Here is a 23,265-nt window from a genome sequence, read left to right on the forward strand (position 1 = left end):
TCGGCTCCAAGCCACCCCCTGAATGTCGCTAGAACGGGAATGTGTCGCTGAGTTTGCAGCCGCCCAATTTTTTGCAACGCTCTGACCTGGGCTTTTGTTTAAGTGGTGATAATTCTCTTTAAGGCATTCCCGAAATAGCGACATTGCGGCGCTTGGTGCCCCGCTAGAAAAGCAGTAGCTTTCTTTTATAGTGCTCTAAAACGAAAGCGAAAGGGGCGACCATGGCCGCATCCGCCCAGCTCAACTGGGAAGGTATTACTGGCGGGGTAGTGCACGCGCTGCCTGAAGATCTCGGCACTGCCCTTCGCGCCGATGCTAGCGCCCTCGAGGTGTGGGAAAGTCTCACTCCGCTTGGTCGCAACGAGTTTATTTGTTGGGTCACGGACGCTAAGAAAGCCGAAACCCGAGCCCGGCGTATTCGCCGAACTCGGGAAGAGCTCGAAGAGGGGAAGCGTCGCCCGTGCTGCTGGCCCGGTTGCAAGCACCGCGAGCGCACCGGCCACGCCTAGGGCGATTTTTCGACGCCCTCACGCCCCCACTACAGCATCGTTTGAACTAGATCCTTCACTTCGCGGCGCCGGATCTTGCCGATCAGATCGGTCGGCATCTCATCGATCACAAAGAAGCGGCGCGGCACCTTGTAGCGGGTCAGTCCCTCGCGAGCCCACTCACGCACGGCTTCCTTGTCGAAGTCGGCCTCGCTGACACCATCCGCCAGGACAACCGCTGCGACGACTTCCTCGGAGCCGTCGTCCTGTGGCAGACCAACCACGCCGGCGTTCTGGATCTGCTCGTGCTCTTCGAGGAATTCTTCAACCTCGGCTGGGTAGACGTTGAACCCGCCGGTGATGATCATTTCCTTAATGCGCGAGACGATCTTGATGAATCCATCCGGCTCCATTACGGCCATGTCTCCGGTGCAGAACCAGTCCTCGTGGAAAGGCTGATCCTCGTCTGGGATGTTGATGTACCCGTTGAACACCTGGCGGCCGCGAGCCAGCAGCTCGCCGGCCTCGCCGTCGGGCATGGTCTTGCTGAAGTCCTCCGGGTCAGCCACGCGCAATTCAGTATCCGGGAAGGGAACGCCAATGTAACCTGCGCGACGCTCCGGAGTGACGGGGTTCGCCACAAGGATCGGTCCGGACTCGGTCAGACCGTAACCTTCGACGATCTTTCCGCCAGTCTGCTTCTCCCACTCCATGGTGGTGTGTACTGGCAGGGGAGCGGCCCCGGACAACGCGTTGGCGATGCCGCTCAGGTCGAGGTTGTGCTCCTTGGCGGCCGTCAGAATCTTGTCATACAGGGTCGGCACACCCGGCATGTAGGTGGGAACCTCGCGCTTCAGCTGGTCCACGATCAGTGGGATCTCCGGCTTCGGCAGCAGCAGAAGCTTTCCGCCGGTGGACACAGCCAGTGCAGCGGTGAGCGTCAGCCCGTAGATGTGGAACAGTGGCAGGGCGGCGAGGAACTTCTCCTGGCCGCGTTCGCCGATGCCACTGATCCAAGAACGCCCCTGGACAACATTGGACATGACGTTGCCGTGCGTTAGCTGTGCACCCTTTGGCTTACCGGTTGTGCCGGAGGTGAACAGGATGAACGCAGGGGAGTCCTGGTTCGTATCCGGGCAGTTCTGAATATCGGCACCGTCGCCGCCCATCTTGGGGCTCTGCAGCTCAGAGAAAGGAATGGTGCCAGGCGCCTCCGCGTGCAGCTGTTCACGCTTTTCCTTCAGCGACTTGATCGGCAGTTTCAGTGCCAGGCGCTTAACTAGCGGCATGGCATCGATCATGTTCACGCTGACGACCTTTTCGATCGGTGTGGTACGCGAAAGTTCCTGGAATAGCGGGGCGATCTTGTCCCAAACTACCGCGACCTTCGCGGCATGGTCCTTGCACGGACCTTCCAGCTCGCGTGCGGTGTACAACGGGTTGTGTTCTGCCACGACGGCACCGAGCTTGTGTGCGGCGAAAATTGTCAGCAGGTGCTGCGGGCAGTTCGGTAGCGCCACCGCTACACGGTCACCCGAACGAACTCCCAGCTCGCGCAAGCCGGCGGCAACGCTCTTTACCTGCTTCAGGAATTCGGCGTAGGTCATGGTTTGGCCGAAGAAATCCAAAATGTCGGCGCTCGAGTGTTCGGCGACGGTGCGGTCGAGAAGCTTAGCCATGGTGTCATCCGTGTACTCCAGGCTGTGCGGGGTCCACTCCGCGTAGTACTTCAGGTAGGGCTTGTCCTTCCAGGCCGTTCCCTCTGGGCGCTCGATGTCAGTCATGTAGATCCCTTTGGTCTTAAAGAAACAGTCTTTAACGTGATGCACGTTACTTTGGAAGACTAACTAACTTCTTCTCTTTCTTTGGCCGAATTAAGCAAATTTTATTGACGCCACCTCGCTCCCCAGCTCCGCCCTAATCTGTCTAAGCTGGGGCGGTATGCGCGTCGCAATGATCTCCATGCACACCTCACCCCTCGAGCAGCCTGGTACGGGGGATGCCGGCGGAATGAACGTATACGTCAAAAATACCGCTGAGCAGTTGGAACGTATGGGCGTCACCGTCGATGTTTTTACTCGTGCAACACGTCCACTGCAGGGCGAAGTGGTTAACGTTCGGCCGGGGTTGCGGGTGATTAACTGCGTGGCTGGTCCCTATGAGGGGTTGTCGAAGGAGGAGCTGCCTACGCAGCTGGCAGCGTTTACTGGGTCGATCCTGGCTTTTTGTCGCGAAGAGGGGGTCACCTACGACTTGATCCACTCGCATTATTGGCTGTCTGGTCAGGTCGGATGGCTGCTGCGCGATTTGTGGCAAATCCCTTGGGTGCATACCGCCCACACGCTAGCGGCCGTGAAGAACAACTCCTTGGCCGATGGTGATTCGCGCGAGCCGGAATCGCGCCGCATCTGCGAGCAGCAAATTGTGGACAATGCGGACTTGTTGATCGTCAACACGGACCAGGAGGTGCAGGATCTTATTGAGGGGTACGACGCCACAACGTGCGCTATTAAAGTCGTCCCACCTGGCGCAGATGTCGACCGGTTTACGCCTGGATCGGATCGCGCGACTGAGCGTTCGCGCCGCGATCTAGGTATTCCCTTCCGAGCGAAGGTGATTGGTTTTGTCGGTCGGCTGCAGCGATTGAAAGGCCCACAGGTGCTGCTGCGGGCGGTGGCGGAGCTGCGCCGCCGGCATCCGGAACAGCAGTTGGCGGTGGTAATTTGTGGTGGTTCTTCTGGGGCAGGCGGCAACGAACTGGAAAGACTGCAGCTGCTGGCCCAAGAGCTGGGGATTAGTCGGTTCGTGCGTTTCTTGGCGCCGCGCCCGCCCGAGGAACTGGTGGGCGTTTACCAGGCAGCCGACATTGTGGCGGTGCCCAGCTACAACGAATCCTTCGGTCTTGTGGCGCTGGAGGCGCAGGCGTGCGGCACACCGGTCGTGGCCACTCGGACGGGCGGTTTGCCGATCGCAGTGGACGATGAGAAATCGGGCCTTTTGGTGGAAGGGCACGATACGGAGGCCTGGGCGGATGCTTTGGGCAGACTCGTGATGGATGATGACTTGCGCATCGCTATGGGGGAGTATGCCCCCAGTCATGCTGCGAAATTCTCCTGGCAGGCAACTGCGGAAGCTTTGTACGACTTGTACGAAGAGCTGCCGCCGGCGGGGCACCGTGGGGAGCGCCAGCCTGCCGGGTAGAAGCCAAGCATCCAGACAAACCTCATCTCTGGATAACTGCTAATCTCCATAAAAGGATTGGAAGAATAGTTTCATTACACTTTCTCAAAGCTATCTAGGAGATAAATAAGAATGCCTGGAAATGTTTACGGGGAAAATGAGGAATCGCTCGACTTGGCGCGCATTGGATTGTGGTTCGTATCGATCCTATTATCACTGTCGACTATTGCGTTGTTATGTAGTTGGCTATTCTTTCACCGCTATGCAGATGCTTTTGTTGCGTCTCACTCCTCTTCATTTGAAGGGGTGGATGATCCAGGGGTTCGAAGCGGTGTGATCCTTGGAGCACTAATCCTCCGTACTGTGGTTGCTCTTACCTGGGGTTTCTCTGCCGTTTACCTGTATAGGGAGTTGCGGAATCGGCGCGAGCAGGCCGGGGTGATTTTGATGTTCTACGCGGGCGTGTGTCTTGTGAGTTTTTCGTATCTTGCGTTCCATGCAGATCTACCCGCAATTACTGTGGTGCGTATCGTTCAGGTAGTAGTTTCAATAACATTATTGCTTTACCTTTTCTTAAGGAAAATTCGCAGTTTTTAGTCTTGCTGAGATAATGGTTTTGTTGTTACCGTGGAGAGGTAGTTGGAAACCTTGAATCAGGAGTTTTTCGGTAATGGATCGCCTGAAAATTGAACAACTCAAAGCGGTGGTCATGTCGATCATCGCATTGCTTACATTGGTCGTTGCTGCCATGACACATGACTATGCAATGACCTGGGTACCCGTTCTGCTAAGTGCTTTTGCTGCTTGGTTCTGGTGGAAGTGGAGCGCGCTTTCCCAGCGCGGGGAGTAACTTCCTTGGATAAAGACTGAAGCTACCTGCGCCGGGGCAAGGGGAAATGTAGTTTGGGGCGTATGGATCGCTCAAGGATTTGTGAACTTCTGGACGAGGCGGAAGTTGAATACACCGTCCCCGAAGGACCGGCCGGTAACGATGGCAATGTTGTAGTTGTGCTGCCGGGGGAAAAGCGCCTGAAGACGAATTGCATCTTCATCCCGCAGGACGGCATGTTCCGCGTGGAGGCTTTCGTCTGCCGTGCCGTTGAAGAAGGCCAGGAAGAGGTCTACAAGCTTCTGCTGCACGCCAACCGTCGCTGCTATGGAGTGCACTACACGCTGGATCGAAACAACGACATTTATCTGGTCGGCCAGTTTTCGGACAATACAAGTAGTGAGGAAATTCAACAGATCCTCGGCCAAGTGCTGGAGAGGGCGGATGCGGACTTCAACCGCATTTTGGAACGCGGTTTTGCGTCCTCCATCCGCCACGAGTGGGCATGGCGCCTGTCGCGCGGCGAACCCACGATGAACCTCGCTGCATTTGCACACCTCAAGCCCTCCGAACAAGAGGTTCAGTTGTTGGCTCCGCCACCGGGCTCCAAGTTGGCGTCCGAAGCAAAGAGCCCGAGCGTCCCGGATCTAGCCGGTGACGGCGAAGGCGAAGAAACAGACACAGAATCGGGAGAATAGCCACGGTACCGCCGTATCCGGGGCGCGCAGGCGCGCAGCATGGCAGAATTGAGAGTATGAGCGAGCAAAATAATTCCCACGGAAATCTGATTCTGCTGCGTCACGGCCAGAGTGAATGGAACGCCTCCAACCAGTTCACCGGCTGGGTGGATGTAGCGCTGACCGAAAAGGGGCGCGAAGAGGCGGTTCGCGGCGGCAAGTTGATCAAGGAAGCCGGCCTGGCTCCGTCCATCCTGTACACCTCCCTGCTGCGTCGCGCTATCACCACCGCAAACATCGCCCTCGACGCGGCGGATCGTCACTGGATCCCCGTTGTTCGCGACTGGCGCCTGAACGAGCGCCACTACGGTGCACTGCAGGGCCTGAACAAGGCTGAGACTAAAGACAAGTACGGCGAAGATCAGTTCATGGCATGGCGCCGTTCTTACGACACCCCGCCACCAGCTATCGACGCTGACAACGAGTACGCACAGACCAACGATCCGCGTTACGCCGACCTGCCAGAGGTTCCGGCCACGGAGTGCCTGCTGGATGTCGTCAAGCGCTTCATCCCCTACTACCAGGAAGAGATTGAGCCACGGGTGAAGAACGGCGAGACCGTACTGGTGGCCGCACACGGTAACTCTCTGCGCGCGCTGGTTAAGCACCTGGACAACATCTCCGATGAGGACATTGCGGCCCTGAATATCCCGACCGGCATTCCGCTGGTGTACCGCATTGACGCGAATGGTCAGGTTCTCAACAAGGGTGGCGACTACCTGGATCCGGAGGCAGCAGCAGCTGGCGCTGCCGCCGTCGCCGCACAGGGTCAGGCTAAGTAATAGTCTTGGATTTCCTTACCTCTGGGCTTGCCCTCGGGGTTCTTTTGGGGCTGGTTTTTGGCGTATGCCTCGGCGCATTCGGCATGTGGGTATACCGCAAACGAGTGCAGGCTCAACGCAATACCCGCACCCAAAAGGAACTCGAGGGCAACCGTGTTTCTACCGTCGCCCAGGTCCTCCACTTCACCATTCAATCCGCGCCCGATGCAGTGGCGGTGGTGGACCGTAAGCGCAATGTGGTGCTGTCGAATCCCCGAGCCCACGAGCTCGGGCTGGTGCATGAGCGAAACCTCAATGCCGAGGCGTGGAAGATGGTGGAGCGAGTCTTTGCCGACCAGGAGCCGCGGCAGTTGAACTTTTTGCCACCACCACGCCGCAGCAATCGTCCCGTTATTGCGGTAGCCGGTCAGGTACAGCTGCTCTCGTTAGCGGATGATCGTTTTGCGGTGGTGTACGCCGCCGATGACTCTGAAACAGTGCGCATGGAATCCGCGCGCCGCGATTTCGTGGCCAATGTCTCCCATGAGTTGAAAACCCCGGTGGGCGCTATCTCTTTGCTGGTGGAGACTCTTATGTCGGTGCGTGACGATGAGGAAGCGGTTGAGTACTTCGGCTCGAAATTGATCGTTGAGGTACGCCGCATGAATCAGATGATCACCGAGCTGATCAGCTTGTCTAAGTTGCAGGGTGCCGAATCGCTGCCGGATCTGGAGGTCTTGAGCATCGATAAGGTCATTGAAGATGCGATCGATCGCTGCCGACTCGCAGCGGAGGCGCGAAACATCGAGATCGTGAAGGATTCGCGGTCCGGCGTGATGGTGAAGGGTGATAAGGGACTCTTGGTTACCAGTGTCTCCAACTTGCTGACCAACGCAATCAACTACTCGCCCGAAGGATCACCCGTTTCCATCTCCCGCGACGTGCAAAACGACATGGTAATTATCCGAGTCACCGATCGGGGTATTGGCATTTCGCAGGATGATCAAAAGCGCGTCTTTGAGCGGTTCTTCCGAGTGGATAAGGCACGGTCCCGCAACACGGGAGGCACAGGCCTGGGGCTTGCAATCGTAAAGCACGTCATGGCCAACCACGGGGGCAGCGTGTCTTTGTGGTCCCGCCTCGGAACTGGCTCAACCTTCACGCTGGAGCTACCGCGATTCGAGGAGGGCAACGCGAAGAACTTGCCCAGTGGTGAGATTCCGGTGATTCCCGATAAGCGGCGGCTGGACGATGCAAAGGCTGCAGGGAATACAGAAGTTACAAATAACGAGGAGGCCACGGGGGATGAAGAACGCGGCCGTGAAGGGTAGCCGCCCGGTTATCGTCAGGTAATCCCCCAATGAATTACGTGTATTCGGGGTTGCTACAGCCTAAATCTTGCGCGGACGTTAGCATAGGGGCGGTAGCTTGAAAATATTCTTTTGAAAGGTATTCGGCAGCTGTGACGAGCGTTTTGATTGTCGAAGACGAAGAGTCTTTGGCGGAACCCCTAGCGTTCCTTCTGAAGAAAGAAGGTTTCGAAGTCTTCATGGCCCCGGATGGCCCGACTGCGTTAGACACCTTCGCAGCTGAGGACATCGACATCATCCTTTTGGATTTAATGCTGCCCGGCATGTCCGGCACGGAAGTCTGCCGACAGCTGCGCCAGACCTCCAGTGTTCCGGTAATTATGGTCACCGCTCGCGACAGCGAAATCGACAAGGTCGTTGGCTTGGAACTCGGCGCCGATGACTATGTGACCAAACCTTATTTCGCCCGCGAGCTGATCGCCCGCATCCGCGCGGTGCTGCGCCGCGGTGGCGAAATCGAGGTTGAGACTCCAGCTGAGGATGGTCTAGTACTGCAGGAAGATCGCGTGATGATGGACGTTGAGCGCCACATCGTCACCGTTGACGGCCAGAAGGTTCCGATGCCGCTCAAGGAATTCGACCTGCTCGAATACCTCATGCGCAACAGCGGGCGCGTGCTCACCCGTGGCCAGCTGATCGATCGTGTCTGGGGCGCCGATTATGTCGGCGACACCAAGACCTTGGATGTCCACATCAAGCGGTTGCGCTCCAAGATCGAGCGCAACCCCTCGCGCCCAGAGATTCTGGTGACCGTCCGCGGCTTGGGCTACAAGTTCGAGGCCTAGAGCCCGCGCCGCCGTGCCTCCGCCGTCGCCGGGTGGATCGATAGCAGCGGGAATCCGCTCGGTGAGATCCGCGCCAGCTTCTCACGTTCCGCGCAGTGAGCCGCGACGACTTCATAGGCTTCTGCACCGATGAGCTCTGTCAGCTCCTCGCGCCCGGTGCGCCATAGCGCCTCGCTACCTGCGTGGCAGTTCGGATCCGAGGAGCAGTACCAATCGAAGTCCTCGCCGCCGTCGCCCCACCCGCGCCGGTTGTATTCAGTGACGGTCGTACGCAGCATCTCCACCCCGTCGGGCCGCGTTTCCCAGTCCTCGAGTCGCCGCAGTGGCACCTGCCAGCACACCTCGGGCTTTGCTGCAGTCAGTTCCACGTCGTTGCGCAGCGCCCAGGCATGCAATGCACACCCCTGACCTGCCGGGAAGCCCTCGCGGTTAGCGAAAATGCACGCACCGTTCGTGGTTACCGTCTTGAGGGAGGGTTCCATCTCGCCCTCGTCGTTTTCAAGCTCGTCCCATTCGAGCCATGGCTCGAGTTCGTCTGTGTTCTCGTTGTCGTTGCTGTAGTCGCTGTGTTTTTTATGACGCCCAGTCGCCTCCCATTCTTCCATTTCAGCGGGACGGTTCTGCCAATCTTCCGCGGTGAGCTTTTCCGCGACATTTCGCAGGGTCGCACGGTCGTCTTCATCCGTGAGAAATGCTCCGTGAGTGCAGCAGCCGACGTCCGGATTCTCGGCGTCAATACCTAAACACGCTTCGGTGCCAAACCGGCAACGGTACGTGGACAGCAACCAGGTGAGATCCACCTGAATAATGTGTTCTGAATCGGCGGGGTCGATGAATTCTAGCCATTCGCGTGCGTGGTCAGCGGGCATTTCGCGGCCGGCTCGGATGGAAAGGTCGGCAGGGGTTCCCTCCGGGTAGCCGGTAGCCAGACCGTTGTTGAGGCCTTCTGGCTGGACCGTCGAGGGGGTTGCAGATTCGCTTTCCATAGACGTTTCATTCACGAGTTCCACCGTAGACGCATTAGGCTGGGAGGCGTGCGATTAGGTGTGCTTGACGTAGGTAGCAATACAGTTCATCTGGTGGTCGTCGATGCACAGCGCGGCGGACCGCCGACCCCCATGAGCAATTGGAAAACACCCATGCGCTTGGTGGAGTACCTGGATGACAAGGGAGCGATTAACCACAAAGGGCAGGAAAAGCTCCTCAACGGTGTGGCATTGGCGAAGGAGATGTCCGAGCAGTTCCGCTGTGAGGAAATGCTGCCTTTTGCCACCTCCGCAATCCGCTCAGCGGAAAACTCCGACAAGGTGTTGGACAAAGTGGAGAAGGAAACCGGGGTGCGCCTACGGATTCTTTCGGGGGATGATGAAGCGAGGCTGACGTTCCTGGCGGTGCGCCGTTGGTACGGCTGGTCCGCGGGACGGATTTGCGATCTGGATATTGGTGGTGGATCGCTGGAAATGTCCATCGGCATGAACGAGGATCCGGATGTCGCCTGCAGTGTGAACCTGGGCGCTGGGCGGTTGACTCGCGAATGGTTCGATACTGATCCGCCGTCGAAAAAGAAGATTGCTGCGCTGAAGGAATTCATCGATGAAGAGCTGAATGATCCGGTGGAGAAGCTGTTGGATTCCGGTGATATTGACTTGGCGGTGGGTACGTCTAAGACCTTCAGAATGTTGGCGCGACTCACAGGTGCAGCGCCTTCTTCTGCAGGCCCGCGGGTCAAGCGCACGCTGACTCAGGCTGGTCTGCGCCAGTTGATTGCCTTTATTTCCCGCATGACTGCCGCCGATCGCGCGGAGCTGGAGGGAGTAAGCGCCGAGCGCTCTCACCAGGTGGTTGCCGGTGCACTTGTGGCGGAAGCGACGATGCGCAAGCTAGATATCGACGTGCTGCACATGTGTCCGTGGGCGCTGCGCGAAGGAGTGATTTTCCGGCAGCTCGACCATAGTTCGCAGACGAACTAACAGTCCTTAACCTGGTTGATAGACCCCGTCTACGCAGACAGTCGCGCAGACCCGGCAAATATACGCCTCATGAAGCTTGAAGCGTTCTAGGTTTAATTCCTAGTTTGTCTGTTGCATCCTGTCGTCTGTGTGCGTTTCGCAGCCTCTAGATGACTATCGTGTGCAGTAAACATCCCGTGAGGCCGGTACCCCACGCGGTGCCTGACACAACCAGAGTCATCGAAATATGGATTACTTTCTCTCCGACCACCATGAAGTTGAGCGCAAGCAGTCCAGTTCATGGCACATATGCAGAAAACCTTCTTACGGCATGTGACAGTTTGTATGTTGGAGTAATTAGCAGCTCGCTGGCAACCCTGGATCTATGAGACCTATTTTTATGGTCATGCGTTGTTGACTGACTATTCTTTCTGCTTGATCGCTATGGGTCACGATAGATTTTTACCATTGGAGCTCTTTGTTGTCGCTGATTTACCCAGTCGCAGCGTTGTCTGCTAGGTCTCCGTTGAATACCAGCCAACAAGAAATGATGGGAGATAAAGTGCGGGTGCGGCAGTCATATGCAGAGCGTGCTTTCGAATACGTTGCGGCGCTAGGTGATGTCGACAGCATGGATCCACTAGACGTTAACCTTATAACTGATTGGGGGATGAATATTCATGGTCCTTTGCTTGATGCTGGTTCAGGGCCAGGTCATTGGACTGAACTCCTGCGTAGTTTGGGCTGTGACGTCACGGGTCTCGATATAGTTCCAGAATTTGTTGACTCGGCACGCCAGCGATTTCCTCTAGCCACCTTCGAGACAGGTAACCTTTTGGATATGCCGTTCGAATCTTCTAGATTCGACGGGATCCTTGCTTGGTATTCACTCATCCATATGACACCAAAAGAACGCCGCGCAGCTTTAAGAGAGTTTTCTAGGGTCCTCAAACCGAAAGGAACTCTCCTTATCGGGGCGTTCCTAGGGCAGCAGGGCGTTTCGTTTAGCCATGCGATCACAGAGGCCTTCTACTGGTCGGAAGCGGGATTGGTTACCTATTTGGAGTCTGCGGGTTTTCAAGTGATCTCCGTCGATACTCGTGATTCCGAAGGTAGGCGACCTCATATTTCAGTGCTAGCTCGACTTCCTTAGGAAGACTCATGGAGCACGGATGGGTTCTTCGTGTTTGGCATGATCTGTTCTTGATCTACAGGATTCCGATAGAACGTGAGGCTGCATTTAGGGGCGCACACCACAGGAAAGATGACAACAGGGTAAACGCTGAGAGGTAAAATTCGGGACAGCGCACTAAAATTGTTGAAGGAGCGATACCGCGCTATCTCTTGTCTAAGAAGGTGCTTCAATGAACTCTTTAGCAACCCGTGGAAATTATCTGCTGGCCTCGGTTCTTGCCGGGGATGCGTTAATGTCGATTAAGCCTCCGAAATTCATCAGCCGATGCCTCAACGGTGTGAACTTTCCCAAAGACTGGTGGTGGGCGCTCATTGGAATCAAGTCGCTCGCAGCGACAGGTTTAGTCACAGGAACAGTGAGCAAGAACAACTCGATGACGGCAACCGTGTCGGTAGGGGTTTTGGGCTACTTCATCTTCGCCATCATTGCTCACATCAGAGCAAACTTCCTCGGGCGAGAATTTTGGGTTAATTGCTTAGGTATGACAGCACTCAGTGCCACAGTCGTCTCAATGAATCTGACGAAACGATAACAAAAGCTATTACTAGATATGGCCTACCCCTAGGAAGAATGTCTGAGGTTGACTACCGATAGTGCTCGAACCTCGAAGTAATCAAGCTAGTTGTTGTTAAAAAGGAAGTCTATGAACCCTGCTGCACTGATCGTGATCGATGTTCAATATGCCTTTGATGATCAAACATATTGGGGAAAGCGTAACAATCCGGGCTGTGAAAGCAATATTTCCCGTCTGGTGAGTACTTGGCAGGATAGGGGTTGGCCGATCGTGGTTGTGCGCCATGATTCCGATCACCCAGGGTCGCCACTACATCCAAGTTCCGCAAAACATTCATTCAAAGATTGCGTGCCGCAAAACTTCGACTTGTTAGTCACCAAGAACGTAAATTCGGCGTTTTACGGTACCCCGTCCTTGGAAGAGTGGTTGCACACACGGGGGATCAACAAGCTCGTAATTTGCGGCATCACTACCAACCACTGCTGTGAAACTACCGCACGCATGGCCGGAAATCTGGGATTCGACGTGTCATTCATTCTAGATGCCACTGCTTGTTTCCCGCGCACTGATCATGAAGGAAAAACTGTATCCGCAGATGAGATCATGCGTGCCACTGCTGCAAATCTTCATGGCGAGTTTGCCAACGTAATGACAACGGCGAACTATGTGGAAACCTGTGCGAGAAACTTCAATTAGTACGTTGCACTTTAGCTATATACAGCTTGTTTCAGTCGTGAGAGGTGAACGGTTGCTAAGGCTTACAGGGGCTGTGAGTGCTGTGAGTACAAACATAACCTATGTGGGACCTGTCTGAGCTGCCCCAGATTTTCCCGTCTGCTCTAACGGAACAAAACTTGGGGTACTTCAGATGGATCGGTGCGCGCGTTCACTGACGGATCTGTACGCCATTGTTGACGAGTTGGTAAGCAAAAGGGGTGTCGGTGAAGTTCCTCAAAGAGAGGCAGACCTATTCGAAAGATTCCACCCCAATCACCAAACTGATGCTGGGTCTGCTGGGCTCGTTGGCGGAGTTTGAGGCTTCGATCATTAAGGAGCCCAGGCCGATAGGATCGTCCGTGCCAAAGCGCGCGGGGTCTACAAGGGTCGGGGCGAAGGTGTTTACTGACGCCCAGGAAGAGTTGAGAGGTCTTGCGCTCTCGCCAGTTCGTCGCGCACAGACCGTGTACGAGGAGAAGGCACGTTCGGCCGCCCCTCCCGCCCTCCATGTCCATCCACACCGTGCCTCCTCGCTCCCGCTCATGCGATTCCGGCCAAGGTCAAACTAGTCGACCAGCAATGTCCGGACACAACCATCACCCGCGTCGCCAGCACGAAGGTCCTCCTCGCCGAAGTGGCGATCGTTATCGCCTTGACAGCGCTGCGCGCCCTGACCTGACCCAGCCGCGCTCACATCGATCCGGAAGAACAAGCTATGTTGCACCCCACCGCCACACGTGAGCGCGAGAGACGTTTAAGGCAGTTGGGAAGCGTTGCATGAGTCTGCCGGTGGCGGCTGGCGTTATGTCGGACGACAGCAAGGCGGCAGTAAACGCGGTGCGACGCCGGACAAGCCCCGCAACCAATACGGCGGACCGAAGCACGGCTACGCGTTCGTGCACACTGTCATCGACGACTACTTCCGCGTCGCCCGTCGAGGGATTATGGTCCAGTCGAGGCGTCCAGGAGTTCCCCGCCAAACCGACTTAGGAGACAGGGATTGCGTAGTTGTTCCACACCGCGCATTACTTCCAGCATGCGTTTTGAACTTCTTGCAGCTTCATATAGATGCGATGGCTCAATGAATAAGGCACCGCACCAGTCGGGTTCCTCTAACCTCATGAAAGCTAGGTGCACTAGCAGTCCACCGAAAGAATGCCCTATGACAGTAACCTGCCGGTTAGTTATCGTGTGGTGTGGTCGGCTCAGAACTGGATTTCTTATAAGTGGGGCGACAAGCGCCAGTTGCTCCAAGCCAGGTGCAGGGGAGTACAGTACTCTGTTTGAAGACATATGTTTAAAGTGACACTTGAGGGCAGAACGTAGGCGAATGCCTCGTGCCTCTGTTATTCAGGTGGTCAAGTGATGGGATCAATGGATGAGTGAGAAGCTGACAGTCGCCGAACTCCTCGCCCGCAATGGGCGAGAAAGCAGTTCCGCTGACACTGGCCGGCGTCGACGTCGTCACCGCAACTTGGAACAGGGCGGCGTGTCCGTTGCCGAGCTGACGGGTTCCATTCCAGTAGTCCAGACTGAGGACGACGTAGCTAAGGCAGCTAAGCCGGAAGACGCGGCTGCGAAGGTAACTGAGAAGCCCGCAGCGCCGAAGCAAGAGCCAGCACCGAAGCAAGAGTCAGCACCGAAGCAAGAGTTCCAGCAGGATCAGCGTTCCGTGAGCCGCACTTCGGAGCGCCCGGAGGAAAAGACTGGTCAGCTTTCCAGCGTTGAGTCTTCCCCAATGAAGGCTGCCGAGGCTCCACAGGGGCGGAAGGCGACGGAGCCGACCTTTGGAGATGTTGCGCGCGGTCGCGTAGCGGAAAAGCCCGCTGAGCCCACTCAGCCCACTCAGTCCACTGAGCCCGCTAAGACTACTAAGGCCACCAAGGTCACCAAGCCGATCAAGCCCTCCAAGTCTGCAGCAGCCGGCACGGCCGCGGGAACCGCGGCTGCAGGCACCGCTGCGGCTGAGGCGGCTTCGGGTACTGACGCTAAGACCCCTGAAAAGGGTGGCGTCACAAAGCGCGAAAAAGACAGCGCAAAGAAGAAGGCAGTAACAGCTGCAGCCGCGCCTGGCGTGTCGAGTGACGAGCGGGCGCAGTTCGCGGAACTCGAGCGCACTCTCGAGGATGGCGAAGTCGTCGAATACGAAGACGACACGATTTCCTGGCCAATGATGATCCTGCAGGCGATCCTTGCTATCGCTGTGGGCGTGGGCGTGTTCTTCGGATTCAGCCTGGTATGGGCCAAGGCGCCGACGATCTTGGCGCTGGTACTGGCAATCGCCGTGACGCTGCTGCTCGTCGGCTTGGTACACGCACTGCTACGCCACCGCGACAAGCTGCTGATGATCCTCGCAGCCGTCGTTGGACTCGTGCTCACGATCGGGCCGCGTTTGGTTCAGGGGCTATAGAAGCCCAATATGTTCGCTGGCATGGGGGGAGCCAGCGGGGAGGTAGCAGGAAGCCGCCAATCCTGGCACGCTGGGTTATATGACTCAAATTGGAATTATTGGCGGAGGAAATATCGGCGAGGCCCTGCTGGCCGGAATCGTTGCGGATACGAAGGATGCCGCAGACGCTAAGAAAATCATCGTTGCGGATCCGTCGCAGGAGCGACTCGACGAGCTGAAGGATAAGTACGGCATGGTCACCGCCCACGAGGGGCGCGAGGCTGCTGAAGGTACCGATATCCTCTTCATCTGTGTAAAGCCCAACATCGTCCCCATTGTTTTGGATGAGGTAGCGGAGGTGCTGGATAGCAACTCACAGGACACGATCGTGGTTTCCCTGGCTGCGGGCGTCACCATCGGCACCATGGAATCCACTTTGCCGGCCGGTACCACCGTGGTGCGCACAATGCCGAATACCCCAATGCTGGTCGGTCAGGGCGCCATCGGTATCGCGGGCGGTCGCTTTGCCGAAGAGGGTCAGCTGAAGACGGTGCAGGACATCATGTCCAAGGTCGGCGAGGCTGTCATCGTCAAGGAAAAGGACCTGGATGCGGTGACGGCTGTGTCCGGCTCGGGTCCGGCCTATATCTTCCTGGTTGTGGAAGCCATGATCGAATCGGCAGTGCAGCTGGGGCTGGCACGCCCGCTGGCGGAGCAGCTGGCTATCGCTAACGTGCAGGGCGCGGCCACCATGATGTCCCAGAACTTCGCCGAGGGCGGGGATACACCGTCCGTTCTGCGCACCAAGGTCACAAGCCCGGGCGGTACCACGGCGGCGGCTCTGCGCGAGCTGGAAGAGTCCGGCCTCCGCGGAGCCTTCTACCGTGCGATGGAGGCATGTAAGGATCGTTCTGAAGAGCTGGGTGCGCCGAAGCCGAGTGCACAGTCTGCGAACAACGACGACTAGTTCGGCGCATAGCGGTAGCGTCACGCCCATTTGGGGTTAGTTTCACCGCTACACAGTCGACCCCAGTGATCTTTTTAGACACATTTATTTAACACAAATCACGCCTGTTCAATCCAGTCACGAGCGATCACTGGCGTGAGCTTTATTACCCCGAGTTGCGTGAGTCACTCGGGGCAAACTGCCCTCAATGGTTCCCCTTGTTGCACATTGTTCACAGGTTTCACGTTATGATGGTTCGCGAGCGATCACGTGTGACGTCCTGCAGGAGGGGAAGCCTGCAGCGCATGAGAGCGCAAAAGAAAGAGAATGATCTATGGCTAACACCGATAATGGAACATTTCTGACCGTCGCAGAGGTCGCTGATCTGATGCGCGTGTCGAAGATGACTGTTTACCGCTTGATCCACTCGGAGGAGCTGCCTGCCGTTCAGGTTGGCCGCAACTTCCGTGTTCGCGGATCTGCCGTTGATGCGTACCTCGGAGCTTCCGAGTACAACCCCGGCCAGACCGGCTAAAGAACCGTACCTGCAGTTCTCAGATACGGTCTGATTTAGCAGAAACAACAGTCCTCCATTATCGGTACTCAGTGGCTTCGACCGCTGACCCGGTGATGGGGGATTTTTGTTTCTCCGCGGTGGGGGAGGCTAAACTGTGGAACATTCGTGTCTGCGAGTGTGAGCAAACTCTTATGCGGTCGCCCGTCGCGGCGGCTCGCGCACATTCGAGGACACATCTTCCCTGCCGCCGTAAAAGGTCCGGCGGTGGGGGAGCAGACCTTTGCATTGAAGAGATAACTAACCGAGAGAAACGAGGCTTACCCCATGGGTTCTGTCATCAAGAAGCGCCGCAAGCGCATGTCCAAGAAGAAGCACCGCAAGATGCTGCGCCGGACTCGCGTTCAGCGTAGGAAGCTCGGTAAGTAACCTCCGCTGCCGCATATAAATAAACCCACCGCGGACGCCCCGATATAAGGCGCAGCCCCGGTGGGTTTTTGCGTGCTTGCGGGGTGACACTGGGCGCTAGCGGGACTGCTTCCGCCAAACCCACGCCCAACCGCTAGCCAGCCCCAGTGCACCGGCTCCTAGGGCAAGGCGCAGGCCACCTACTCGTCGGAGCATGCGGCGTAGTCGCCGATAGTCACGTACCTCCCAGCCCCGCTCGGTCGCAGCCTTTCGCAGCTTCGAATCCGGGTTAATAGCCACCGCCGTGCCCACGGTCGACAACATTGGCAGGTCATTTACGGAATCGGAGTATGCGGTACAACGGCTCAGATCCAGCCCTTCGTAGTTCGCCAGGGCGATCACCGCATGCTTCTTTTCCTCACCATGCAGCAAGTCACCGACCATGCGGCCGGTAAAACGACCATTCTTTACCTCGGCCACCGTGCCCAATGCGCCGGTGAAGCCAAGCTCCTTAGCGATGATCTGAGCCAGCTGCACTGGCGAGGCCGTCACCAACCACACCTGTTGCCCTGCCTGGATATGCATATCGGCCAGTTCCTTGGTGTCCGGGAAAATTCGCTCCGCTATGGTCGCGTCCCAGATCTCCTGTGCCATCTCGATAACCTCGGACTCTTTACGTCCCTTCACGAGTGCCAGGGCTTGTTCGCGGCCGCTGGAGATATCGTCGGCGCTTTCCTTACCCAATGTGCGAAACTTCAGCTGCACCCAAATGAAGCCAAGTAGCTGCCGCACGGTGAAGAAGCGACGCTTCGCCAGGCCACGCGCGAAGAGCAAAATTGAAGCTCCTTTGATGAGCGTGTTGTCCACGTCGAAAAATGCACCTACGCCCGTGTCCTGCGGAATCGATGGATCCGGATGTTCCAGGTGGCGCGGTGGCATCGTTGCGATGCCCGCACCTTCCAGGTTCGCTAGGCCGGTGCGTAGCTGATTGCCGTCAATCGCGTAGTTGTGCGCGAGCTGATCCAGCTGCGCTTCGCTGAGTTCCCACAGTGCTTGTGGCGCCCCGGTGCCGTACCCGACCTGTAGGTTTGGAGACGACGCCACCTTTTCCTTTACTTCATCCTCAGTAGCGGCCTCATGATCTGCGTGGCGAACCTTTGCAGCGCGCTCATCGCGGAGCTCCCGGAAATATGCCCTGGCGCTCAGCGACAGGGCGCGTAGGTAACCACGCCATTCGCTACTGGTATAGCGCCAACCCACGCGCCAGCGAGGGGCTGGCTTGGGGCGGTCCGACGGTTCCAGATCAGGCGCTTCATTCACATAGACAAAGTTACCCTGAAAGCACCGCATAAGCGTCCCTCTGCAAGAGCGCTTGTTCCGTCCAGGCTGACGGGTAGCATGATCACCCGTGAGTTCCGACAACATCGCAGCAGATAATGCTTTCGCCACAGCTGGGCAGCCGCAGGCACGCGTGCAGCTGATTACCCGTTCGACTTGCGGATCCTGTGCCCGCGTACACCAGCAAATCCTCCCCATCGCACATCGCTATGGCACGACGGTGGAAGTGATTGAACTGGACCGTGGTGGCGTCACCAAGGAAAAAGAAGAATTGGCACAAGAATTCGGCGATCGTGTACCGGTCGTGCTCGTCGACGACGAGGAAGTCGCCTGCTGGGAAATCGACGACGATGACCTGATCGCAGCGCTGGAACAGAACCACTAACTGAATCGATAGGGCGCAAGGGGAGCCCAGCGGGCCCCATATATCAGCCGTGGGAACTCGTTTTGGCAACGGGGTGGGTTAAGGGCTACCGTAGACACTCGTAACAACTTGGGGGTGAGCCATGTGCTGCCGCCCTAAGTGATCCCCGCAGGAGGCCTGAAGACAAATGAGTAGTAACACCCGGACTGGTTCCGCGTCGGTGTTGCTGGTCGGGCTGTCTTTCCGTTCGGCGCCGGTGACGATGCTGGAGCAGGCCTCGGTGGCTGATGCGGATCTTCCTAAGCTGCAGCTTTCGTTGGTGGATAACGATGTGATTTCCGAATCTCTTGTGCTGTCCACGTGTAACCGCATGGAGTTTTACACTGTCGCCAACGCCTTCCACTCCGGGTTGGATCATGTGGTGGAGACGGTTGCGCAGTTCTCTGGTTTGCAGGCCGCGGACTTGGAGCCGCATTTGTATGTGCACTACGCCGACTCCGCGGCGGAACATATGCTGAAGGTCGCTTCCGGGCTGGATTCTATGGTAGTGGGGGAGCAACAGATCATCGGCCAGCTGCGCAGCGCCTATCAGTCCGCCAATGAAACGGGCACAGTCGGGCGCACCCTGCACGATCTGACGCAGCGCGCCCTGCGCACGGGTAAGCGCGTACACGCCGAGACCAGCATCGATTCGGCAGGTGCTTCCATGGTCTCCTTCGCGGTGGATCAGGCTCTGCGCTATGTCGAGCCCGCGCACGCTCTTTCCTCTGTTGTGGATGACGCCCCTACGTCTCAACCCCTGGCAGGCCACCGCGCGCTGATCATTGGTGCGGGAGCGATGGCCTCCCTGGCATCGACCTACCTGGGGAAGCTGGGTATCGACCACGTGACTGTGGCCAATCGCACGCTGTCGCGGGCGGAGAACTTGGTAAACCATGCTCGCGAAGCCGGGGTGGATGCCTCTGCTGTGCCACTTGATGGAGTGGCGGATTGCCTGAATGCGGTGGATATTGTGGTATCCGCGACGGGTGCTGTCGGAAATGTCGTGACCGAACAGGCCGTGCGAGCCGCAGTTGATGCCGGGGTTGGCTTCGGTTCCGCCTCCAGCACCGGGACAAAGGTGCTGATCGATCTATCTATGCCGGCGGACATTGAGCGTTCCGTGGCCGACGTTGAGGGCGTCAAGCTGCTGAACATCGAGGAACTCACCACGATGGCGGGCGATCGTGTGAAGGACGAGGATCCCGCCCGAGCGATCGTCGCTGACGAGTTGCAGAGCTTCTTGGAACAGCAGCGTGCGCAGTCCGTAGTGCCCACTGTTAAGGCTCTGCGTAAGAAGGCCGGTGAGGTTATGGCCGAGGAACTAATGGCATTGGAGCGTCTGACCCCCGACATGTCCGAAGCGGATCGCGCAGCGGTAGCTAAGTCGATGAGGCGTGTGGTGGATAAGTTGTTGCACACGCCGACGGTGCAGGCAAAGAAGCTTTCCGCCGGAGGCCAGCAGGTTAGTTACCCGGATGCGCTCGCGGCGTTGTTCAACTTGCCGAACGGCATGGTGGATTCTGTTACGCAGCCGGGGCAGGTTACAACAGGCACACCCCAGACTGTGGGATCTACTACAGGAACCGTTGCCCGCGCTGATCAAATCCCAAGCGCTGCCCGTATTAGCCAGGTAGCGAAGGAGGCTTAAGACTTTTCATGTCCAATACCACGCCTAACCCGACCGCTGAACACAGCCGCACTTTCCTGATTGGCACCCGTAGATCCGCCCTGGCAACCACTCAGACCAGTCATGTCCGCGCAGCCATGCTCGCCGCGGGCTACCAGGCGGAACTGCATCTCGTCCATACCCCGGGTGATGCCTCGCAGGCCGCACAGACACCGGTCGCGCAGATCGGCGTGGGCGTCTTCACTGAGACCTTGCGTAAGGCTCTCGAAGCTGGCGAATGTGATGTCGCCGTGCACTCCTTCAAGGATCTGCCCACCGCACCCGACCCACGTTTTCGCACCGTAGTCCCGCGGCGAGTGGATCCGCGTGAGGTGCTGGTGAGCCGCAATGGCGAAGCATTGCTGGAGCTGCCACAAGGCGCCAAGGTAGGTACGTCTGCTCCCCGCCGTGTCTCCCAGATTCGGGCAGTCCGTCCCGACCTGGAACTAATGCCACTGCGCGGCAATATCGATACCCGCATGGGTCGAACGGAAAAAGATCTGGATGCGGTGGTTCTAGCCCGCGCCGGGTTGGAGCGCGTCGGACAGCTGGACCGCGCTGCCGAGTCGATCGACCCGAGCACGATCATGCCCGCGCCAGCTCAGGGTGCGCTGAGCGTGGAGGTGCGCGCTGACGATGATGCTGCCTGGCAGGCGGTTAGCCACCTGGATCACCTGCCCAGCCACATGGCTGCCGTCGCGGAACGTGCCGTCCTTTCCACCCTGGAAGCCGGCTGCACCGCCCCTGTAGCGGCATATTCCCTGTGGACAGAGCTGGAGGACACCACAGGCAGTGAACAGGAGCGGCACGTTCTGCGCGTATTCGGTGGCGTATTCGCCATGGATGGATCCCGCAAGTTAGTGCAGGTTGGCGAAGCTGCCTTCGACATACCAGCCCCCGCCTCTGATAAGGGATTCCCGGCAGCTGAGGAACCCCGTTGGCAGGAGTACATAGATGCCGCCAGAGCCATAGGCACTGACATAGGCAAAAAACTTCTCAAGGATGGTGCCGCCGAGATAGTGGCTGAAGCCGATTAACTCACTTTCTTTGTGACGCCCTCAGGGGATGAATCACAGCCCTTTCAGCTCGGCAGCGAAGTGCCAAAAGTCCTGGAGACATTCACATTTCCTGTTGAGCACTGCTTTCAAAAAATCTTAATAACCCCGACAAAATAGAAAGTTCCACCATGACCGATTCCGGATTTGCCCAGGTAGGAGGCACTGATTCCGCTACCGTGGCGTCAGTAGCCGACCTGGCTCCCACTGGACACGGCCGGATCCTCTTCGTGGGCGCGGGCCCCGGAAACCCGGAGCTGTTGACCATCCGTGCGCGCGACATTCTGGAGACCACCGCTCACGCTTGGGTTGACCCGGCTGTATTGGGATCCGTACGGAACATTATTGCCACCCGGCTCCCGGTGCCGCAGGCCAAGCTGGATGCCGCCGAAGCTGAGTGGGAGGCACAGGTAAAGGCAGCTAAGGAAGCTGGCGCTCGCCGTCGTCCGCCGCGCCCCGCCCCGCCGACCGCTGCCGAGATCGTGCTGGCTGCCCCGGCGGCAATGGAAAATACTCCGCAGGCTACGGAAGAACAGACCTCCGGTGAGTCCGCGGAAGAACTCGACTCCACTGGAGTTTCCCTGGCCGTAGCCCCAGACGTGCTGGCCGAGCAGATGATCGCCTGTGCAAAGGCAGGCAACGACGTTGTGCGACTCGTCGCCGGTAATCCGCTGAGCAACCCGGCCGTCATGGATGAGCTGCAGCACGTCGCGGCCAGCTCCGTGGACTTCCAGGTGATCCCGGGCATGACAGGTTCCGTGGCCGTGCCCGCTTTCACCGGCATCGGCGTGGGACCTGACGTTACCGAGGCGGACGTACGCGGCGGAACTGATTGGGATCAGCTGGCCGCCGCCGGCTTGCCGCTGATTATCACCGCCGCCCCGGACGACCTGGCCACAATCGCACAGGAACTGAAGTCCCGTGGCATTGCGGGAAACACCCCCGCGACAGTGACACTGCACGGCACCACCCGCCGCCAGCGCAGTTACGACGCCACGCTGGATACGATGAAGTCCATCACCACGCAGTCCGGCCCAGCTGCCAAGGACGGCGAGCTGCCTGATGAGCTGATCGTGACTATCGGTTCCCAGGTCGGCAACCGCTCCAAATACTCCTGGTGGGAAAACCGCGCACTCTATGGCTGGACCGTCCTGGTGCCGCGTGCGAAGAACCAGGCCGGCCCAATGAGCGCCCGTCTAGCCTCGCACGGCGCAATCCCGGTGGAGGTTCCCACGATCTCCGTCGAGCCGCCGCGCAGTCCCGTACAGATGGAACGCGCAATCAAGGGGCTCGTGGACGGTCGTTACCACTGGATCGTCTTCACCAGCGTTAATGCCGTGAAGGCCGTCTGGGACAAACTTCGTGAGTTTGGCCTGGACGCCCGCGCTCTTGCAGGTGTGCGCGTGGCCGCTGTAGGGCCGAAGACCTCTCAGGCAGTGAAAGATCTGGGTATCACGCCTGAGCTGTTGCCCAAGGATGACGCACGTAATGCCGCTGGTCTGGTGGATGTCTTCCCACCGCACGATCCAGACCTGGATCTGGTGGACCGTGTGTTGCTGCCACGCGCAGATATCGCCACAGACGTGCTGGTCGATGGCCTGATTGAGTTGGGCTGGGACGTCGAGGACGTGGTGGCTTATCGTACTGTCCGCGCCGCCCCGCCGAGCCCGGAGATCCGCGACATGATCAAAACCGGTGGTTTTGACGCGGTCTGCTTCACCAGTTCCTCGACCGTGAAGAATCTGGTGGGAATCGCCGGCAAACCGCATAACCGCACGATCATTGCCTGCATCGGGCCGATGGCTGCGCAGACCGCCCGTGAGCATGGCCTGCGCGTCGACGTGATGCCCGAAGCAGCTGGGGTACCGGAGCTGGTTGACGCCCTCGCTGCCCACGTGGCTGACCTGCGCGCCAAGGGACAACTTCCGCCGCCGCGAAAGCGGAGGCGGCGTCGGAAAAAGACCACCGAAAAGTAAAGCACTGAGCGGCGGACAAGCACCTCGGCGACCGCGTGACGG

The 23,265-nt window shown here is 58.0% G+C and carries 23 protein-coding genes and 1 pseudogene; 21 read left to right on the forward strand and 3 right to left on the reverse strand.

Annotation, left to right across the window (positions count from 1 at the left end; genetic code table 11):
• The first annotated feature begins 221 nt into the window (after window positions 1-221).
• Window positions 222-509, forward strand: a complete 288-nt coding sequence (locus ACUY2T_RS05065) for a YdeI/OmpD-associated family protein (RefSeq protein WP_448307794.1) — start codon at window positions 222-224, stop codon at window positions 507-509.
• Window positions 510-538: 29 nt separating this feature from the next.
• On the opposite strand, the gene ACUY2T_RS05070 is transcribed toward ACUY2T_RS05065, so the two are convergent.
• Window positions 539-2,272 (reverse strand): long-chain-fatty-acid--CoA ligase, encoded by a 1,734-nt coding sequence (locus tag ACUY2T_RS05070; protein ID WP_293790825.1) that lies wholly within the window; start codon window positions 2,270-2,272, stop codon window positions 539-541.
• A gap of 157 nt (window positions 2,273-2,429) precedes the next feature.
• Between ACUY2T_RS05070 and mshA the strand changes: the two genes are divergently transcribed.
• The 7 genes from mshA to ACUY2T_RS05105 all read left to right on the forward strand — a co-directional run bounded on the left by mshA (window position 2,430) and on the right by ACUY2T_RS05105 (window position 8,150).
• The gene (mshA, locus tag ACUY2T_RS05075; protein ID WP_448307795.1) at window positions 2,430-3,689 is read left to right on the forward strand and encodes a D-inositol-3-phosphate glycosyltransferase; all 1,260 of its coding nucleotides are present in this window, start codon (window positions 2,430-2,432) and stop codon (window positions 3,687-3,689) included.
• Window positions 3,690-3,800: 111 nt separating this feature from the next.
• Window positions 3,801-4,265 carry a hypothetical protein gene (locus tag ACUY2T_RS05080; RefSeq protein ID WP_448307796.1) on the forward strand — a complete coding sequence of 155 codons (465 nt, stop codon included), beginning with the start codon at window positions 3,801-3,803 and terminating at the stop codon, window positions 4,263-4,265.
• A gap of 73 nt (window positions 4,266-4,338) precedes the next feature.
• On the forward strand, window positions 4,339-4,518 hold the full coding sequence (locus tag ACUY2T_RS05085; protein WP_296215380.1) for a hypothetical protein: 180 nt from the start codon (window positions 4,339-4,341) through the stop codon (window positions 4,516-4,518).
• Window positions 4,519-4,580: 62 nt separating this feature from the next.
• Window positions 4,581-5,195 carry a YbjN domain-containing protein gene (locus ACUY2T_RS05090; protein WP_448307797.1) on the forward strand — a complete coding sequence of 205 codons (615 nt, stop codon included), beginning with the start codon at window positions 4,581-4,583 and terminating at the stop codon, window positions 5,193-5,195.
• A 56-nt stretch (window positions 5,196-5,251) separates the two neighbouring features.
• Window positions 5,252-6,016: a phosphoglyceromutase gene (locus ACUY2T_RS05095; protein WP_448307798.1), complete on the forward strand. Its 765-nt coding sequence runs from the start codon at window positions 5,252-5,254 to the stop codon at window positions 6,014-6,016.
• A gap of 5 nt (window positions 6,017-6,021) precedes the next feature.
• Window positions 6,022-7,326: a sensor histidine kinase gene (locus ACUY2T_RS05100; RefSeq protein ID WP_448307799.1), complete on the forward strand. Its 1,305-nt coding sequence runs from the start codon at window positions 6,022-6,024 to the stop codon at window positions 7,324-7,326.
• A 131-nt stretch (window positions 7,327-7,457) separates the two neighbouring features.
• Window positions 7,458-8,150: a response regulator transcription factor gene (locus ACUY2T_RS05105; RefSeq protein ID WP_293790818.1), complete on the forward strand. Its 693-nt coding sequence runs from the start codon at window positions 7,458-7,460 to the stop codon at window positions 8,148-8,150.
• Here the strand turns inward: ACUY2T_RS05105 and ACUY2T_RS05110 are convergent.
• Complete coding sequence (locus ACUY2T_RS05110; protein ID WP_448307856.1) at window positions 8,147-9,019, reverse strand: hypothetical protein; 873 nt, start codon at window positions 9,017-9,019, stop codon at window positions 8,147-8,149. The genes ACUY2T_RS05105 and ACUY2T_RS05110 overlap by 4 nt on opposite strands.
• 165 nt (window positions 9,020-9,184) lie before the next feature.
• Here ACUY2T_RS05110 and ACUY2T_RS05115 point away from each other — a divergent pair, with 165 nt between their 5' ends.
• From ACUY2T_RS05115 to ACUY2T_RS05155, 9 genes and pseudogenes are all read left to right on the forward strand, one after another.
• Window positions 9,185-10,120 carry a Ppx/GppA phosphatase family protein gene (locus tag ACUY2T_RS05115; RefSeq protein WP_035002620.1) on the forward strand — a complete coding sequence of 312 codons (936 nt, stop codon included), beginning with the start codon at window positions 9,185-9,187 and terminating at the stop codon, window positions 10,118-10,120.
• Window positions 10,121-10,646: 526 nt separating this feature from the next.
• Complete coding sequence (locus tag ACUY2T_RS05120) at window positions 10,647-11,252, forward strand: methyltransferase domain-containing protein (protein ID WP_434828314.1); 606 nt, start codon at window positions 10,647-10,649, stop codon at window positions 11,250-11,252.
• Between the two features lie 211 nt (window positions 11,253-11,463).
• The gene (locus tag ACUY2T_RS05125; protein WP_034972524.1) at window positions 11,464-11,826 is read left to right on the forward strand and encodes a DoxX family protein; all 363 of its coding nucleotides are present in this window, start codon (window positions 11,464-11,466) and stop codon (window positions 11,824-11,826) included.
• Window positions 11,827-11,937: 111 nt separating this feature from the next.
• Window positions 11,938-12,504 carry a cysteine hydrolase family protein gene (locus ACUY2T_RS05130; protein ID WP_049358769.1) on the forward strand — a complete coding sequence of 189 codons (567 nt, stop codon included), beginning with the start codon at window positions 11,938-11,940 and terminating at the stop codon, window positions 12,502-12,504.
• Between the two features lie 809 nt (window positions 12,505-13,313).
• Window positions 13,314-13,457 (forward strand): annotated as a pseudogene (locus tag ACUY2T_RS05135) (IS481 family transposase); the annotation flags it as partial.
• 446 nt (window positions 13,458-13,903) lie between these two features.
• Window positions 13,904-14,935, forward strand: coding sequence for a DUF2157 domain-containing protein (locus ACUY2T_RS05140; RefSeq protein WP_448307800.1), 1,032 nt, complete (start codon window positions 13,904-13,906; stop codon window positions 14,933-14,935).
• Window positions 14,936-15,014: 79 nt separating this feature from the next.
• Window positions 15,015-15,881 carry a pyrroline-5-carboxylate reductase gene (proC, locus tag ACUY2T_RS05145; protein ID WP_448307801.1) on the forward strand — a complete coding sequence of 289 codons (867 nt, stop codon included), beginning with the start codon at window positions 15,015-15,017 and terminating at the stop codon, window positions 15,879-15,881.
• A gap of 313 nt (window positions 15,882-16,194) precedes the next feature.
• Entirely contained in the window at window positions 16,195-16,395 is a 201-nt protein-coding gene (locus ACUY2T_RS05150; RefSeq protein WP_293792386.1) for a helix-turn-helix domain-containing protein, read from the forward strand.
• 306 nt (window positions 16,396-16,701) lie between these two features.
• Window positions 16,702-16,803, forward strand: a complete 102-nt coding sequence (locus ACUY2T_RS05155; protein WP_003855542.1) for a 30S ribosomal protein bS22 — start codon at window positions 16,702-16,704, stop codon at window positions 16,801-16,803.
• Between the two features lie 96 nt (window positions 16,804-16,899).
• Here the strand turns inward: ACUY2T_RS05155 and ACUY2T_RS05160 are convergent, their stop codons facing one another.
• Entirely contained in the window at window positions 16,900-18,102 is a 1,203-nt protein-coding gene (locus ACUY2T_RS05160) for an HAD family hydrolase (protein ID WP_448307802.1), read from the reverse strand.
• A gap of 88 nt (window positions 18,103-18,190) precedes the next feature.
• Here ACUY2T_RS05160 and ACUY2T_RS05165 point away from each other — a divergent pair, with 88 nt between their 5' ends.
• The 4 genes from ACUY2T_RS05165 to ACUY2T_RS05180 all read left to right on the forward strand — a co-directional run bounded on the left by ACUY2T_RS05165 (window position 18,191) and on the right by ACUY2T_RS05180 (window position 23,223).
• Window positions 18,191-18,505, forward strand: coding sequence for a glutaredoxin family protein (locus ACUY2T_RS05165; RefSeq protein ID WP_448307803.1), 315 nt, complete (start codon window positions 18,191-18,193; stop codon window positions 18,503-18,505).
• 166 nt (window positions 18,506-18,671) lie between these two features.
• Window positions 18,672-20,174 (forward strand): glutamyl-tRNA reductase, encoded by a 1,503-nt coding sequence (locus ACUY2T_RS05170; RefSeq protein WP_448307804.1) that lies wholly within the window; start codon window positions 18,672-18,674, stop codon window positions 20,172-20,174.
• 8 nt (window positions 20,175-20,182) lie between these two features.
• Window positions 20,183-21,229: a hydroxymethylbilane synthase gene (gene hemC, locus ACUY2T_RS05175; RefSeq protein WP_448307805.1), complete on the forward strand. Its 1,047-nt coding sequence runs from the start codon at window positions 20,183-20,185 to the stop codon at window positions 21,227-21,229.
• Between the two features lie 149 nt (window positions 21,230-21,378).
• Window positions 21,379-23,223 (forward strand): uroporphyrinogen-III synthase, encoded by a 1,845-nt coding sequence (locus tag ACUY2T_RS05180; protein WP_448307806.1) that lies wholly within the window; start codon window positions 21,379-21,381, stop codon window positions 23,221-23,223.
• Window positions 23,224-23,265 lie beyond the last annotated feature (42 nt).

Source organism: Corynebacterium sp. 22-2729 (assembly GCF_053479475.1).

What these genes read in the sequence shown, in the direction of transcription:
- ACUY2T_RS05090 (WP_448307797.1), top strand. Translation starts at nt 4,581, where the DNA reads ATGGATCGCTCAAGGATTTGTGAACTTCTGGACGAGGCGGAAGTTGAA.
- hemC (WP_448307805.1), top strand. Translation starts at nt 20,183, where the DNA reads ATGTCCAATACCACGCCTAACCCGACCGCTGAACACAGCCGCACTTTC.
- ACUY2T_RS05085 (WP_296215380.1), top strand. Translation starts at nt 4,339, where the DNA reads ATGGATCGCCTGAAAATTGAACAACTCAAAGCGGTGGTCATGTCGATC.
- ACUY2T_RS05155 (WP_003855542.1), top strand. Translation starts at nt 16,702, where the DNA reads ATGGGTTCTGTCATCAAGAAGCGCCGCAAGCGCATGTCCAAGAAGAAG.
- ACUY2T_RS05070 (WP_293790825.1), bottom strand. Translation starts at nt 2,272, where the DNA reads ATGACTGACATCGAGCGCCCAGAGGGAACGGCCTGGAAGGACAAGCCC.
- ACUY2T_RS05180 (WP_448307806.1), top strand. Translation starts at nt 21,379, where the DNA reads ATGACCGATTCCGGATTTGCCCAGGTAGGAGGCACTGATTCCGCTACC.
- ACUY2T_RS05080 (WP_448307796.1), top strand. Translation starts at nt 3,801, where the DNA reads ATGCCTGGAAATGTTTACGGGGAAAATGAGGAATCGCTCGACTTGGCG.
- ACUY2T_RS05110 (WP_448307856.1), bottom strand. Translation starts at nt 9,019, where the DNA reads ATGCCCGCTGACCACGCACGCGAATGGCTAGAATTCATCGACCCCGCC.
- ACUY2T_RS05150 (WP_293792386.1), top strand. Translation starts at nt 16,195, where the DNA reads ATGGCTAACACCGATAATGGAACATTTCTGACCGTCGCAGAGGTCGCT.
- ACUY2T_RS05170 (WP_448307804.1), top strand. Translation starts at nt 18,672, where the DNA reads ATGAGTAGTAACACCCGGACTGGTTCCGCGTCGGTGTTGCTGGTCGGG.
- ACUY2T_RS05140 (WP_448307800.1), top strand. Translation starts at nt 13,904, where the DNA reads ATGAGTGAGAAGCTGACAGTCGCCGAACTCCTCGCCCGCAATGGGCGA.
- ACUY2T_RS05095 (WP_448307798.1), top strand. Translation starts at nt 5,252, where the DNA reads ATGAGCGAGCAAAATAATTCCCACGGAAATCTGATTCTGCTGCGTCAC.
- mshA (WP_448307795.1), top strand. Translation starts at nt 2,430, where the DNA reads ATGCGCGTCGCAATGATCTCCATGCACACCTCACCCCTCGAGCAGCCT.
- ACUY2T_RS05120 (WP_434828314.1), top strand. Translation starts at nt 10,647, where the DNA reads ATGATGGGAGATAAAGTGCGGGTGCGGCAGTCATATGCAGAGCGTGCT.
- ACUY2T_RS05065 (WP_448307794.1), top strand. Translation starts at nt 222, where the DNA reads ATGGCCGCATCCGCCCAGCTCAACTGGGAAGGTATTACTGGCGGGGTA.
- ACUY2T_RS05130 (WP_049358769.1), top strand. Translation starts at nt 11,938, where the DNA reads ATGAACCCTGCTGCACTGATCGTGATCGATGTTCAATATGCCTTTGAT.
- ACUY2T_RS05125 (WP_034972524.1), top strand. Translation starts at nt 11,464, where the DNA reads ATGAACTCTTTAGCAACCCGTGGAAATTATCTGCTGGCCTCGGTTCTT.
- proC (WP_448307801.1), top strand. Translation starts at nt 15,015, where the DNA reads ATGACTCAAATTGGAATTATTGGCGGAGGAAATATCGGCGAGGCCCTG.